General features: G+C 39.9%; 11 protein-coding genes. 10 read left to right on the top strand and 1 reads right to left on the bottom strand.

Going from position 1 to position 14,882, the window contains the following annotated elements:
* Nucleotides 1-78: 78 nt before the first annotated feature.
* Entirely contained in the window at nucleotides 79-1,353 is a 1,275-nt protein-coding gene (gene gltA, locus AC1M9K_RS07515; protein ID WP_481588921.1) for a citrate synthase, read from the bottom strand.
* Between the two features lie 1,041 nt (nucleotides 1,354-2,394).
* On the opposite strand from gltA, the gene sdhC reads away from it, so the two are divergent.
* The 10 genes from sdhC to AC1M9K_RS07565 all read left to right on the top strand — a co-directional run bounded on the left by sdhC (nucleotide 2,395) and on the right by AC1M9K_RS07565 (nucleotide 14,880).
* The gene (gene sdhC / locus AC1M9K_RS07520; protein ID WP_035268514.1) at nucleotides 2,395-2,793 is read left to right on the top strand and encodes a succinate dehydrogenase, cytochrome b556 subunit; all 399 of its coding nucleotides are present in this window, start codon (nucleotides 2,395-2,397) and stop codon (nucleotides 2,791-2,793) included.
* Nucleotides 2,793-3,158 carry a succinate dehydrogenase, hydrophobic membrane anchor protein gene (sdhD, locus tag AC1M9K_RS07525; RefSeq protein WP_035268511.1) on the top strand — a complete coding sequence of 122 codons (366 nt, stop codon included), beginning with the start codon at nucleotides 2,793-2,795 and terminating at the stop codon, nucleotides 3,156-3,158. The genes sdhC and sdhD overlap by 1 nt, the downstream gene beginning before the upstream one ends.
* Before the next feature lie 12 nt (nucleotides 3,159-3,170).
* Nucleotides 3,171-5,069 (top strand): succinate dehydrogenase flavoprotein subunit, encoded by a 1,899-nt coding sequence (gene sdhA, locus AC1M9K_RS07530; protein ID WP_035268510.1) that lies wholly within the window; start codon nucleotides 3,171-3,173, stop codon nucleotides 5,067-5,069.
* Nucleotides 5,070-5,083: 14 nt separating this feature from the next.
* Nucleotides 5,084-5,794, top strand: coding sequence for a succinate dehydrogenase iron-sulfur subunit (locus AC1M9K_RS07535; protein WP_035268507.1), 711 nt, complete (start codon nucleotides 5,084-5,086; stop codon nucleotides 5,792-5,794).
* A 738-nt stretch (nucleotides 5,795-6,532) separates the two neighbouring features.
* Nucleotides 6,533-9,355, top strand: a complete 2,823-nt coding sequence (locus AC1M9K_RS07540; RefSeq protein ID WP_035268518.1) for a 2-oxoglutarate dehydrogenase E1 component — start codon at nucleotides 6,533-6,535, stop codon at nucleotides 9,353-9,355.
* A gap of 17 nt (nucleotides 9,356-9,372) precedes the next feature.
* Entirely contained in the window at nucleotides 9,373-10,593 is a 1,221-nt protein-coding gene (gene odhB, locus AC1M9K_RS07545) for a 2-oxoglutarate dehydrogenase complex dihydrolipoyllysine-residue succinyltransferase (protein WP_035268505.1), read from the top strand.
* A gap of 60 nt (nucleotides 10,594-10,653) precedes the next feature.
* Entirely contained in the window at nucleotides 10,654-12,087 is a 1,434-nt protein-coding gene (gene lpdA / locus AC1M9K_RS07550) for a dihydrolipoyl dehydrogenase (protein ID WP_035268502.1), read from the top strand.
* A gap of 167 nt (nucleotides 12,088-12,254) precedes the next feature.
* A complete protein-coding gene (gene sucC, locus AC1M9K_RS07555) occupies nucleotides 12,255-13,421 on the top strand; it encodes an ADP-forming succinate--CoA ligase subunit beta (protein ID WP_035268500.1) in 1,167 nt (388 codons plus the stop codon).
* Nucleotides 13,422-13,433: 12 nt separating this feature from the next.
* On the top strand, nucleotides 13,434-14,324 hold the full coding sequence (gene sucD / locus AC1M9K_RS07560; RefSeq protein ID WP_481588922.1) for a succinate--CoA ligase subunit alpha: 891 nt from the start codon (nucleotides 13,434-13,436) through the stop codon (nucleotides 14,322-14,324).
* 76 nt (nucleotides 14,325-14,400) lie between these two features.
* On the top strand, nucleotides 14,401-14,880 hold the full coding sequence (locus AC1M9K_RS07565; RefSeq protein WP_481588923.1) for a hypothetical protein: 480 nt from the start codon (nucleotides 14,401-14,403) through the stop codon (nucleotides 14,878-14,880).
* The last annotated feature ends 2 nt before the right edge of the window (nucleotides 14,881-14,882 follow it).

Raw genomic sequence — 14,882 nt, forward strand, 5'->3', positions numbered from 1 at the left:
GAAAACAATATTTTGTTGTTAATCAGATAATAAAAAACCACCCAAAGGGTGGTTTTTTGACTGTCGACGCAGTTCGAATTAACGAACGATATCGCGTTGAACTTCGCCAGTGTAAAGTTGACGAGGACGTCCAATCTTGTATGGGCCGCTGTGCATTTCTAACCAGTGGCTGATCCAACCAACAGTACGTGCAAGTGCGAAGATTACAGTGAACATTTCTGTTGGGATACCAATCGCTTTAAGGATGATACCTGAATAGAAGTCAACGTTTGGATAAAGGTTACGCTTGATGAAGTATTCATCAGAAAGTGCGATACGCTCCAATTCCATTGCTAAAGCTAACTGTGGATCATTGATACCTAAAGCACCAAGAACTTCATCACAAGTTTCTTTCATTACTTTAGCACGTGGATCGAAGTTTTTATAAACACGGTGACCGAAGCCCATAAGTTTAACTTCTTTAGTCTTCACTTTTTCCATGAAGCCAGCAACGTTTTCTACAGAGCCGATTTCATCAAGCATCTTAAGAACAGCTTCGTTTGCACCACCGTGAGCAGGGCCCCAAAGTGCAGAGATACCAGCAGCGATACATGCATACGGGTTAGCACCAGTAGAACCAGCTAAACGTACTGTAGACGTAGAAGCATTTTGTTCATGGTCAGCATGAAGCGTGAAGATACGATCCATTGCTTTTGCAAGAATAGGGTTAACTTTGTAATCACGATCTGCTGGAGTAGCAAACATCATGTACAAGAAGTTTTCTGCATAGCTTAAGTCATTACGTGGGTAAACGAATGGTTGACCAACAGTATACTTGTAGCTCCACGCAGCAAGGGTAGGAATTTTAGCAATCAAACGGATCGCAGTAATTTCACGGTGATCAACATTTTCGATATCAAGGTTGTTGTGATAGAACGCTGATAACGCACCAACAACACCAACCATAATCGCCATAGGGTGTGCATCACGGCGGAAACCGTTATAGAAGCGGCTAACTTGATCGTGAACCATGGTGTGGTTACGAACTTTAGCGTCAAACTCTTCTTTTTGCTCAGGTGTAGGAAGCTCACCATTTAATAATAAGTAGCAAGTTTCTAAATAATCAGCTTTAGTAGCTAGTTGGTCGATTGGATAACCACGGTGTAATAGAACACCTTTATTACCATCGATAAATGTGATTTTAGACTCGCAAGACGCTGTAGCCATAAAACCAGGATCAAAAGTGAAGTGACCTGCGGCCAATACATCTTTAACGTCGATTACATCTGGGCCCAATGTGCCGCTGTAAATTGGTAATTCAATTTCTTTGCCATCAAGCTGTAATACGGCTTTTTTGCCAGTTGCTTCAGACATTCAATAGATCTCCTGTCCTGGTGAATGTTTTATCTAACCCGAAATAATCTGTTGTAATCCGTGAGTTAGACGGTTTCAAAATTTGCTCTAAGCTTAGTGAGTAGTCAAAAATTGTCAATTATACTTATGGATAAAAATGACGACCTAAAGTGACTGGTTCTAAACTCAGTTAATCAGTAGGAATTTATCTGCTTTTCACTAGCGCCGCCGTATAATAAGACAATTTCAACGGTAGTGGCATAAAAAAAAAGACAAAAACGTGCATATTTTGATGATTTAAACCAAGTAATGCTTGATTATTAATACCTTTTATCAATATGTTAAAGGTTGTGAAAAGCGATTGTTTATAGAATTTGTCAGTTTTTTTAAGATGATAGACTGAATAAATACACCAAAAATGACAATGAAATATTTTTTTTCACTTTATTTACTAATTGATTAAAAAGTGTCTAATTTATAATGTTTCATTACATTTTAAGTGGAGAGCTCAACATTAGAAAATGAAGTTTATTTTGTAATTAATTTATAGGTGCATATGATTTTTATCCTTTTTTACATTTGAAATTACTCAATTCAATTAGATAAAAAAACAATGACCATGTGAGCAATATTCATTTTTCTAATTAGTTTTAAAAGTACAAATTATTTGAGAATTAATTTTCTTTAAGTTTTTGAAAAATAAAATGAATATTATATTTCTTAAAAAAATATATTTTTGTAGTGAGTTGTGCTTTAGTCTAATTAAGACAAATCGAACATTTGAGTTCAGTAACACTAAATTAAAATAAATTGATATAAATATTAATGGCTTAGTGTTTGTATTTAAATAGAGAGATGACTTAACTGTAAGAAAGTAGATGTAAATGATTCTTATTTAAAAATATTTTATGGTTGACGCCTGCTTCGTAGGTTTGTAATTTGAAATTGCACGTTTTATAATTCCGTGTCGTATAAAGGTTTAGATAATTTATTTGTCTAACAAATGCCAGCTTTCCTTCGAATTAATTCCAACAAACTCCGGATGGAGTTTTTAACTACAGGATGCCCGCTGTGAAAAGCAACAGACCTGTCAATTTGTCCATGGGTCAAGTTTTAGACGTAAACTTAAAATCCCCTGTGGCTATTGCATCTATTTTACACCGTCTTTCAGGTGTCATCGTATTTTTACTCGTACCAGTTCTTTTATGGATCTTAGACAAATCATTGTCTTCTCCTGAGGGCTTTGCACAAGTTCAAGCTATTTTTGATAGTTTTATCGTGCGCTTCATCGTATGGGTATTTGTCGCTGGCTTAATCTACCACTTCATCGCAGGTATCAAGCATTTGCTTGCTGATATGGGTATCGCTGAAGAGTTACAAAGTGGTCGTCTAGCAGCAACAATCGCATTAATTTTATCTGCAATTGGTATCGTTGCATCATTTGTATGGATCGTACTCTAATGAAAAGTGCTACTGGTTTAACGGGTTCAGGTTCTCGCGATTGGTTTATCCAGCGTGTAAGTGCTGTAGTTTTAGCTGTTTATACTGTTGTGGTGTTTGGTTGGATCCTTTGTAATGGTGGTTTCAACTTCGAACAGTGGTACGGCTTTATGATGACATTACCAATGAAGATTTTATCTTTATTGGCAGTCTTATCTCTTGTTGCACACGCATGGATTGGTATGTGGCAAGTATTCACTGACTATGTGACGACTCGTCAAATGGGTCCATCAGCATCAGGTTTACGCCTAGTACTGACTTCAGCAGTAATTATTGCTGTATTTGCATATGCGATCTGGGCAATCCAGATTTTTTGGGCGAATTGATAGGAAACAATCATGGGCGCTATAAACCCTAAAGAAGATTATACAAATATTCCACACGAAACTTTCGATGCTGTCATCGTTGGTGGTGGTGGTTCTGGTATGCGTGCTTCTTACCAACTTGCTCAAGCTGGTTTGAAAGTTGCGGTATTGACTAAAGTATTCCCAACGCGTTCTCACACTGTGGCTGCACAGGGTGGTATAGGTGCTTCTCTTGGTAACATGCAAGAAGATAACTGGCACTACCATTTCTATGACACAGTAAAAGGTTCTGACTGGTTAGGTGACCAAGACGCAATTGAGTTTATGACTCGTGAGGCGCCACAAGTTGTATATGAACTTGAACATCTAGGTATGCCATTTGACCGTAACGCTGACGGCACAATTTACCAACGTCCATTTGGTGGTCACTCTGCGAACTACGGTGAAAAAGCTGTTCCTCGTGCTTGTGCTGCTGCCGATCGTACAGGTCACGCACTTCTTCACACGCTTTATCAAAGCAACGTGAAAATGGGTACACAATTCTTCGTAGAATGGATCGCGCTTGATTTGATCCGTAATGAAGCAGGTGATGTACTTGGTGTTACAGCAATTGACCAAGAAACAGGTAAAATTGCAGTATTCCAAGCGAAAGCAACATTGTTCGCAACGGGTGGTGCTGGTCGTGTTTACCGCGCATCTACAAACGCATATATCAACACTGGTGACGGTCTTGGTATGGCTGCTCGTGCAGGTATTCCATTACAAGATATGGAATTCTGGCAATTCCACCCAACGGGTGTTGCAGGCGCAGGCGTATTGTTAACTGAAGGTTGTCGTGGTGAAGGTGCAATCCTTCGTAACAAAGACGGCGAACCGTTCATGGAGCGTTATGCTCCAACTTTGAAAGACTTAGCACCACGTGACTTCGTATCACGCTCTATGGACCAAGAGATCAAAGAAGGCCGTGGTTGTGGTCCTAAAGGTGATTATATCCTTCTTGATATGACGCACTTGGGTGCTGATACGATCATGAAACGTCTTCCATCTGTATTTGAGATTGGTAAGAAGTTCGCGAACGTTGACATCACAAAAGAGCCAATTCCTGTTGTGCCAACAATCCATTACCAAATGGGTGGTATTCCAACTAACATTCATGGTCAAGTTGTTGTTCCTGAATCGCGTGAAACTACTCCGCTAGAAGCACATTACGACAAAGACAGCGATACTTATTCTACCAACGCTGCGGATCGCAATTTCACTAAACCAGTGAAAGGTTTCTATGCGATTGGCGAATGTTCATGTGTGTCTGTACACGGTGCTAACCGTTTAGGTACAAATTCATTGCTTGACTTAGTTGTATTTGGTAAAGCTGCTGGCGAACATATCATTGACTATGTGACTAAGCATCACGGTGATGAATATGCGCCGCTTCCAACAACTGTGCTTCAGCAAACTGTTGAGCGTATCCGTCGCTTAGATGAGTCAACTTCTGGTGAGAATGCGCAAGAAGTTGCTGATGCAATTCGCGATATCGTTCAAGATCATGCAGGTGTATTCCGTACAACTGAACTTCTTGAAAAAGGTGTGAAAGAGATTCTTGCACTTGAGCCTCGTATCCGTAATATCCACTTAAAAGACAAATCAAAAGTATTTAATACTGCACGTATTGAAGCACTTGAAGTGGAAAACTTATACGAAGTTGCAAAAGCAACCTTAATCTCTGCAGCTGCACGTAAAGAATGTCGTGGTGCGCATACTGTTGTAGATTTTGAAGAGTCTCCAGATCATCCAGCATATCCTTACGGCCGTCGTGATGATGAGTGGATGAAGCATACTTTATGGTTCTCTGCTGATAACCGTCTTGAGTACAAGCCAGTACGTTACAAGCCTTTATCAGTTGATGCTATTCCACCTAAACCACGTACATTCTAATTGGGAGAAGTAAGATGAGTAGAGGTACTCGTACATTTAATATCTACCGCTACGATCCTGATAAGGATAAAGCACCGTACATGCAAACATTCAAGCTTGAGTTGACTGATAAGCACCGTATGTTGCTTGATGCGCTACTTGCATTGAAAGTTCAAGACGAAACTTTAACGTTCCGTCGTTCATGCCGTGAAGGTATTTGTGGTTCAGATGGTGTAAACATCAATGGTAAAAATGGTTTAGCGTGTCTTTGGAACCTAAACGATTTGCCAGAAGTAATTACTATTCGTCCATTACCAGGTCTTCCAGTAATCAAAGACTTGGTTGTAGACATGAATCAGTTCTATGATCAGTACGACAAAATTCAACCGTTCTTGATTAATAATCAACCTGCACCACCTAAAGAGCGTTTACAATCTCCAGAAGAGCGTGAGCATCTTGATGGTTTGTATGAATGTATTCTTTGTGCATGTTGTTCAACGTCTTGCCCATCATTCTGGTGGAACCCTGATAAATTCTTGGGTCCTTCAGCATTGTTGAATGCATATCGTTTCATTATTGATTCGCGTGATACTGCAACTCAAGACCGTTTGGCTCGTTTAGACGATCCTTTCAGTTTATTCCGTTGTAAAGGTATCATGAACTGTGTATCAGTATGCCCTAAAGGTCTAAATCCAACAAAAGCGATTGGTCACATTCGTAGCATGTTGTTAGATCAAGCTGGATAATGCTGTTCCAAAAAAAGCACACTTAGGTGTGCTTTTTTTTTAATCAAAACTTGATGTTAAATTTAGTTTTCGAGATATTTTGGTTGAAGTGGTTAGATTTGCCCCAATCATAAAAAAATATGCACTTTAGGGATAAATGAAAACGTTTTGCATCTGCAAATATCTTTTTAAAATGTTAAGATATCGGTTTTATGATCCAAGTTGCATGTATTTAAATCTATAATTTTAGGCTTTAGTCTAATAATTATGAATTTTAATAGAATTTATCTAAATGCACCTTATATTATCTCAATGGTTTATAGTTGTATTTAGCTAATTTATGAATGGTATGTGTCAATAAAATCAGTTTGAAGTGAAGTTCATGGTAGGATTTGAACAAAATTTTTAGCATGAATATTATTCAATCTGTACATTAAATCAACATTTTGGTGGTTTGGTGTTAAGCTGAAAGCAGGGATAATCAAATTGAAAAGTTGCTTTAGAAAAGACTAATATTTTTATTTTTTTCTAAGTCAATTTGCAAAAATTGCTCGGTAATTTTATCGAGTATAAAGATGAGTGATGATGCCAATGAGGGCGTTATGATTCGTCATTGGTATTAGAAACTCTCTAATGCTATACGCCCCATGGTCTTTTGTACCAGATGGGTGAATGTCAATTTACCGATTTGGCATTATCAATCATGGGCGAGCTTAGAAAGCTCCCTGTAATGTTTTGCAATAGGAAATGGGTCCACAAATGCAAGAAGTTGCTGACGCATTGCGTCTTGACACTGAACTTTCCGCTGACAGTGCAGCGTATATTGAAGAACTTTATGAGCAGTATTTAGTTGCTCCAGAATCAGTCGGTGCTGATTGGCAAGAATACTTTGGTAAGTTCCCAAAAGGGGATCAACCACACAGCAATGTACGTGAGCAATTCCTTTTATTGGGTCGTAACTCAAACCGTATTCAGCCTGTCGTTCAAAGTTCAGTTAGTTCTGAGCACGAGCGTCGTCAGATTGGCGTATTACAATTAATCGCTGCATACCGTAACCGCGGTCATCAAAAAGCAAAATTAGATCCATTAGGTTTGGCAAAACGAGAAGAAGTGCCTGATCTTGATCTAGCGGCTCATGGTTTAACCAAATCTGACTTAGATACTGTATTCAATACAGGTAATCTTGCAATTGGCAAAACTGAAGCAACTTTAGGTGAAATGGTCAATGCGATGGAGGCGACGTATTGCGCTTCTATTGGTGTTGAATATATGCACATTGTTGACACTAAAGAGAAACGTTGGATTCAACAACGTCTTGAAGGTGTGAAAGGTCAATTTGGTTTTTCAGCAGAACAAAAGAAACATGTTCTTGAACGTTTAACTGCAGCTGAAGGCTTAGAGAAATACTTAGGCAATAAGTATGTTGGCGCTAAGCGCTTTGGTGTGGAAGGCGGTGAATCTTTCATTCCGATGGTTGATGCTGTTATTCAACGCGCAGGTTCTGTGGGATGTAAAGAAGTTGTGATCGGTATGCCACACCGTGGTCGTCTCAACTTGCTTGTCAATATCATGGGTAAAAACCCAGCAGATCTTTTCGGTGAATTTGAAGGTAAATCACTTCACAAGAAAGGTTCTGGTGACGTTAAGTATCACCAAGGTTTCTCGTCAAACGTAATGACTCCAGGTGGCGAAGTTCATTTGGCATTGGCATTTAACCCATCACACTTAGAAATCGTAGGGCCTGTAGTTGAAGGTTCAGTACGTGCTCGTCAAGTTCGTCGTAAAGACATTGGTGGTGATGACGTATTACCAGTAATCGTACATGGTGATGCTGCATTTGCTGGTCAAGGTGTGAACCAAGAAACCTTCCAAATGTCACAAACACGTGGTTATACGGTAGGTGGTACAGTTCATATTGTTGTCAATAACCAAGTTGGTTTTACAACATCAGATCCACGTGATGCACGTTCTACTGAATACTGTACTGATATCGCGAAAATGATTCAGGCACCAATCTTCCATGTGAATGGTGATGATCCTGAAGCTGTATTGTTTGTTGCTCAACTTGCGCATGATTTCCGTCATACTTTCCGTAAAGACGTTGTTATCGATATGTTCTGTTACCGTCGTCGCGGTCACAATGAAGCAGATGAGCCAGCAGCAACTCAGCCAATGATGTATCAAGTCATTAATAAGAAAACGACGACTCGTGCATTATATGCTGACAAATTAGTACAAGAAGGTGTAATTGATCGTGCGACTGCAGATCAGATGATCGAAGATTACCGTGCTGATTTAGAAGCAGGTAAACATGTTGCGAATGCACTTGTACTTGAACCGAATAAAAAAATGTTCGTTGACTGGACGCCATACTTAGGTCACGAATACACTGACGTTTGGGATACTACTTTCCCTGAAGAGCGTTTAAAAGAACTTGGTCGCAAAATGCGTGAGCTTCCTGAAGGCTTCGTGATGCAGCGTCAAGTTTCTAAGGTGATCGATGATCGTCTTAAAATGCAAACTGGTGAAATGCCATTGAACTGGGGTGCAGCTGAGACTCTAGCTTATGCTTCGTTATTGGACGAGGGTTATCTTGTTCGTTTAACTGGTGAAGATGTTGGTCGTGGTACATTCTCGCATCGTCATGCGAAGCTTCATAACCAAGTAGACGGTTCGACGTATATTCCACTTTGCCATATTAAAGAAAATCAACCGCGTACAGCGATTTATGACTCATTATTGTCTGAAATGGCAGTATTGGCATTCGAATATGGTTATGCAACAACTCTACCTAAGAGCTTAATTATTTGGGAAGCACAATTTGGTGACTTCGCGAACTGTGCTCAAGTTGTTATTGACCAATTCATTGCTTCTGGTGAGACAAAGTGGGAGCGCGTTTGTGGTTTAACGATGCTTCTTCCACATGGTTTTGAAGGTCAAGGCCCAGAACACTCATCTGCACGTTTAGAGCGTTTCTTACAGCTATGTGCTGAAGAAAACATGCAAGTGATGACGCCTACAACTCCTGCACAGATTTTCCATGCTTTACGTCGTCAGGCGATTCGCCCAATTCGTAAACCAATGATTATCATGTCTCCAAAGTCATTATTACGTCACAAATTAGCGGTATCTAATCTTGATGAATTGGCGAACGGTACTTTCCAAACCGTGATTGATGAAGTTGATAACATTAATAAGTTGGATGTGACTCGTGTAGTGCTTTGCGGTGGTAAGGTTTATTACGATTTACTTGAAAAACGTCGTGAAAATGAATTGAACAACACTGCTATTGTTCGTGTTGAACAATTGTACCCATATCCAGAAGCACGTTTAGCGGAAGTACTTGCACAATATCCAAATATGAAAGAGCTTGTTTGGGCGCAAGAAGAACCGAAGAACCAAGGCGCATGGTTATTCATCGCACCACGTTTATACGAAGGTGTTATGAAGTCAGGTCAACAAATTCAAATCAGCTATGCAGGACGTGAAGCATCTGCTGCACCGGCTTGTGGCTCACCATATTTACATGCAAAACAACAAGCACAACTCGTTAACGAAGCGCTTGCGATCGTAGCAGAATAATCAGGAGAATCTTAAGAATGGCAACCGAAATTAAAGCACCGGTATTCCCAGAGTCAGTTGCAGACGGAACAATTGCAACTTGGCACAAACAACCAGGTGAAGCGGTATCACGTGACGAAGTGATCTGTGATATCGAAACGGATAAAGTTGTACTTGAAGTTGTTGCTCCTGCAGATGGTACGATTGCAAATATCATCAAAGGTGAAGGCGACACAGTTCTTTCTGATGAAGTAATTGCTACATTTGAAGCAGGTGCTGTTTCAGGTGCTTCTCAAACTCAAGCTGTTCAATCTGAAGAGAAAGTTGAGCAAGCTGCTGCTGCTACAGAAGCGGGTGCTGCTCCTGTTGTTGAACGTGCTCAAGCTCCTGTTCAAGACCAAGCTCCAGCTGTTCGTAAGGCATTAACTGAAACTGGTATTAATGCATCAGAAGTTTCAGGTACAGGTCGTGGTGGCCGTATCACTAAAGAAGATGTGGCGAATCACCAATCTAAACCTGCTGCTCCTGCTGCTGCACCATTAAGCGTAGCTGTAGGTGAGCGTATTGAAAAACGTGTTCCTATGACACGTCTTCGTAAGCGTGTGGCTGAGCGTTTACTTGCTGCAACGCAAGAAACAGCAATGTTAACGACGTTCAACGAAGTCAACATGAAGCCAATCATGGACATGCGCGCTCAGTACAAAGATGCTTTTGAAAAGCGTCATGGTGCTCGTTTAGGCTTTATGTCATTCTTTGTTAAAGCTGCAACTGAAGCACTTAAACGCTACCCAGCTGTAAATGCTTCAATTGATGGTGATGATATCGTTTATCACGGTTACTATGACATCGGTGTAGCGGTATCTTCTGACCGTGGTTTAGTAGTTCCAGTATTACGTGATACTGATCGCATGAACTATGCTGAAGTTGAAAATGGTATCCGTGATTACGCATTCAAAGCACGTGATGGTAAGCTGGGCATTGAAGACATGACAGGTGGTACATTCACGATCACTAATGGCGGTACTTTCGGTTCATTGCTTTCAACACCAATTTTAAATACGCCACAAACTGCAATTTTGGGTATGCATAAAATCCAAGAGCGTCCAATGGCGGTAAATGGTCAAGTTGAAATCTTACCAATGATGTATTTAGCGCTTTCTTATGACCACCGTTTAATTGATGGTAAAGAAGCAGTAGGTTTCCTTGTAACAATCAAAGAATTGTTAGAAGAACCAGCTAAACTTATCCTTGATCTTTAATTCTAAAGAATAAATCCATGGGCTTAGAGCGATCCTCTAGGCCCATTTTTGGAGAGAAGAATGTCTCAACAATTTGATTTAGTAGTAATCGGCGGTGGTCCAGGTGGTTATGAAGCTGCTATTCGTGCAGCACAACTGGGTTTCAAAGTTGCGTGTATTGAAAAGCGTATTCATAAAGGAAAACCATCATTAGGTGGTACTTGCTTGAACGTGGGTTGTATCCCATCTAAAGCACTTTTAGATTCTTCACATCGTTATGAAGATACTGTTCATCATTTAGATGATCATGGTATTACAACGGGCGAAGTGAAATTCGATCTTCAAAAATTACTTGCTCGTAAAGATAAAATCGTTAACCAACTTACAATGGGTATTGATGGCCTGTTGAAAGGTAACGGCATTGAATGGTTGCAGGGTACAGGTAAATTATTAGCTGGTAAAAAAGTTGAGTTTGTTCCACATGAAGGTGAAACTCAAATTTTAGAACCTAAATATGTCATTCTTGCCTCTGGTTCTGTTCCTGTAAATATTCCTGTTGCTCCTGTAGATCAAGATCTTATCGTCGATTCTACTGGCGCGCTTGAATTCCAAGAAGTACCTAAGCGTTTAGGTGTAATTGGTGCAGGTGTCATTGGTCTTGAACTTGGATCAGTATGGCGTCGTTTGGGTGCAGAAGTTGTTGTTTTTGAAGCAATGGATGCATTTTTACCAATGGCTGATAAAGCTTTGGCAAAAGATTACCAAAAAGTATTAACTAAGCAAGGTCTTGATATTCGTGTTGGAGCAAAAGTAGCTGGTACAGAAATCAATGGTCGTGAAGTGACAGTTAAGTACACTCAAGGTGGCGAAGACAAAACTCAGACTTTCGACAAATTGATCGTTTGCGTGGGTCGTAAAGCGTATGCAGAAGGTTTATTAGCAGAAGATTCAGGCATTAAACTTACTGAACGTGGTTTGGTTGAAGTAAATGATTGGTGTGCAACTTCTGTTGAAGGTGTATATGCAATTGGTGACTTAGTACGTGGTCCAATGCTTGCACATAAAGCAATGGAAGAAGGCGTAATGGCTGTTGAACGTATTCATGGTCACGCAGCTCAAGTGAACTATGACACGATTATTTCTGTGATTTATACACACCCTGAAGCGGCGTGGGTTGGTTTAACAGAAGAACAAGCTAAAGAAAAAGGTCACGAAGTTAAAACAGGTCAATTTGGTTTCGCAGCGAATGGTCGTGCGATGGCAGCTGGAGAAAATGCTGGTTTCGTGAAATTTGTTGCTGACGCTAAAACGGATCGTTTGCTTGGTATGCACGTGATTGGACCTGCTGCGTCCGATATCGTTCACCAAGGCATGATCGCACTTGAATTTGTATCAAGCGTTGAAGATCTTCAATTAATGACATTTGGTCACCCAACATTCTCTGAAGTAGTTCATGAGGCTGCGCTAGCAGTAGATGGGCGAGCAATTCACGCGATTCAGCGTAAACGTAAATAACACAAAAAAGAGCGGCTGAGGCCGCTCTTTTTGCATTTGGTGGTTGTTTTTGTTTGAATAATCATCTAAAAATAGAATACTAAATTTAATAAATGCCAATATTTATTGCGAAGGAAGTTTAAATATTGGTGTGTCATAAAAAGTGAAAAGTAGTAAAAGGTAAAACAATGAATTTACACGAGTATCAGGCGAAATCGCTGTTAAAAAAATATGGTATGCCAGTTCAGGAAGGCATCATCGCTACAAATGCAGAGGAAGCAGTAAAAGCATTTGAACAGCTAGGCGGCAAATTCGCTGTTATGAAAGCACAAGTACATGCCGGTGGGCGTGGAAAAGCTGGCGGCGTTAAAGTCGTTAAGTCAGCTGATGAAGCAAAAGAATATGCTTCGCAAATTATTGGTACTCGTTTAGTTACATATCAAACGGATGCAAATGGGCAACCAGTTAACAGTGTACTCGTTGCAGAAGATGTCTATCCAGTTGAGCGTGAATTGTATTTAGGCGCAGTTGTTGATCGTTCATCACGTCGTATTACTTTCATGGCTTCTACTGAAGGTGGTGTCGAAATTGAAAAAGTCGCTGAAGAAACTCCAGAAAAAATTATTAAAGTTGAAGTAGATCCATTGGTTGGCTTACTTCCTTTCCAAGCTCGTGAAGTCGCTTTTGCTTTAGAGCTGAAAGATAAACAGATTAATCAATTTGTTAAAATTATGTCTGCAGCTTATCAAGCGTTCGTAGAAAATGATTTCGCATTGTTTGAAATTAATCCATTGTCAGTCCGTGAAAATGGTGAAATTTTGTGTGTTGATGCCAAGGTCGGTATTGATTCGAATGCTTTATATCGTTTGCCAGAAGTTTCTGCTTTAAGAGATAAATCGCAAGAAAATGAGCGTGAGCTCAAGGCATCTGAGTTTGACCTTAACTATGTTGCTTTAGAAGGTAATATTGGTTGTATGGTGAATGGAGCAGGTCTTGCAATGGCAACCATGGACATCATTAAACTCTATGGTGGTCAACCAGCAAACTTCTTGGATGTAGGTGGTGGCGCAACCAAAGAGCGTGTAATTGAAGCATTCAAGATCATTTTAGCGGATCAGTCAGTACAAGGTGTGCTGATCAATATCTTCGGTGGTATTGTGCGTTGTGACATGATTGCTGAAGCAATTATTGCAGCGGTTCAAGAAGTAAATGTAACAGTGCCTGTTGTTGTTCGCTTAGAAGGGAATAATGCAGAACTAGGTGCAAAATTACTTGATGAATCTGGTCTTAAACTAATTTCTGCAAACGGCTTATCTGATGCCGCAGAAAAAATTGTTGCTGCAGTAAAAGCATAAGGAGTATCAATCATGAGCGTATTAATTAATAAAGACACTAAAGTATTGGTACAGGGCTTTACGGGTAAAAATGGTACATTCCACTCAGAACAAGCTTTGGCTTATGGTACTAAGGTTGTGGGTGGTGTGACTCCAGGTAAAGGCGGTCAAACTCATTTAAATCTACCTGTATTCAATACAATGAAAGATGCAGTGAAAGAGACTGGTGCTGATGCATCGGTCATTTACGTTCCTGCACCATTTGTATTGGATTCTATCGTTGAAGCAGTTGACTCTGGCGTTGGACTGATTGTTGTTATCACTGAAGGTGTACCAACCATTGATATGCTGAAAGCGAAACGCTATCTAGAAACCAATGGAAATGGTGCTCGCTTAGTGGGTCCAAACTGTCCAGGTGTTATCACGCCGGGTGAATGTAAGATTGGTATTATGCCAGGACATATTCATCAGCCAGGACGAATCGGTATTATTTCGCGTTCTGGTACGTTGACCTATGAAGCTGTTGCACAAACTACGAAGTTAGGATTAGGTCAATCAACGTGTATTGGTATTGGTGGAGATCCAATCCCTGGTATGAATCAGATTGATGCTTTGAAACTGTTCCAAGATGATCCAGACACAGATGCAATTATTATGATTGGTGAGATTGGTGGTACAGCTGAAGAAGAAGCAGCAGAATATATCCAATCAAATGTGACCAAACCTGTTGTTGGTTATATTGCTGGTGTGACTGCACCAAAAGGTAAGCGAATGGGTCATGCTGGTGCTATTATTTCAGGTGGTAAAGGCACAGCAGAAGAAAAATTTGCTGCGTTTGAGCGTGCTGGAATGGCATATACACGTAGCCCAGCTGAACTTGGTTCAACCATGTTAGAAGTACTTAAAGAAAAAGGTTTAGCTTAATCCTTTAAGTAAAAAAGCCTCCTGAGTGGAGGCTTTTTTCATGCATAATAATAAGATATAGAAACGTAAAATTAATATGATTCAAAATTTTAAACTTTATTTACAAGCTTTGATGATTTTTTCTATTTCTGCCGTTCACGCGAATTCCTTGGATCATGATGAAAATACGAATGATCAAAATCTCATTTTTAATTTTTTTGAAGCTCAGCAAGAACTTCACTATGAGCCTGCCATAGAAGATTTAAATAGTGAACAGACCAAGATTGCAGAATTAAATGAGAAAGAATATTCGAGATTTGATGTATTGACGCATTCAATTTTTCAATCCGAACGTATTCAATTTTTTAATTTCACGGCTTTTGATCGGAATGAATTGAAGAATAAACTTGATACAGGTCATTTTGACTTATCAAATCTGGAACAATTAAGCATTACGTTTGGATACGGTGTTGAGTATTTACTGAAAGAGAATCAAACGATAGGGTACGAGTTTTTATCCTCGTTTCCCTACGATCGAGGCAGATTGATTCGGATTTTTTGGAATCAGACATTTTAAAT

It is taken from the genome of Acinetobacter sp. 24-47-67 (assembly GCF_056779735.1).

Excerpts from the sequence above, each read along its gene's own strand:
- AC1M9K_RS07535 (WP_035268507.1), top strand. The coding sequence starts at position 5,084 with ATGAGTAGAGGTACTCGTACATTTAATATCTACCGCTACGATCCTGAT.
- odhB (WP_035268505.1), top strand. The coding sequence starts at position 9,373 with ATGGCAACCGAAATTAAAGCACCGGTATTCCCAGAGTCAGTTGCAGAC.
- sucD (WP_481588922.1), top strand. The coding sequence starts at position 13,434 with ATGAGCGTATTAATTAATAAAGACACTAAAGTATTGGTACAGGGCTTT.
- sdhA (WP_035268510.1), top strand. The coding sequence starts at position 3,171 with ATGGGCGCTATAAACCCTAAAGAAGATTATACAAATATTCCACACGAA.
- lpdA (WP_035268502.1), top strand. The coding sequence starts at position 10,654 with ATGTCTCAACAATTTGATTTAGTAGTAATCGGCGGTGGTCCAGGTGGT.
- sdhC (WP_035268514.1), top strand. The coding sequence starts at position 2,395 with ATGCCCGCTGTGAAAAGCAACAGACCTGTCAATTTGTCCATGGGTCAA.
- sucC (WP_035268500.1), top strand. The coding sequence starts at position 12,255 with ATGAATTTACACGAGTATCAGGCGAAATCGCTGTTAAAAAAATATGGT.
- AC1M9K_RS07565 (WP_481588923.1), top strand. The coding sequence starts at position 14,401 with ATGATTCAAAATTTTAAACTTTATTTACAAGCTTTGATGATTTTTTCT.
- AC1M9K_RS07540 (WP_035268518.1), top strand. The coding sequence starts at position 6,533 with ATGCAAGAAGTTGCTGACGCATTGCGTCTTGACACTGAACTTTCCGCT.
- sdhD (WP_035268511.1), top strand. The coding sequence starts at position 2,793 with ATGAAAAGTGCTACTGGTTTAACGGGTTCAGGTTCTCGCGATTGGTTT.
- gltA (WP_481588921.1), bottom strand. The coding sequence starts at position 1,353 with ATGTCTGAAGCAACTGGCAAAAAAGCCGTATTACAGCTTGATGGCAAA.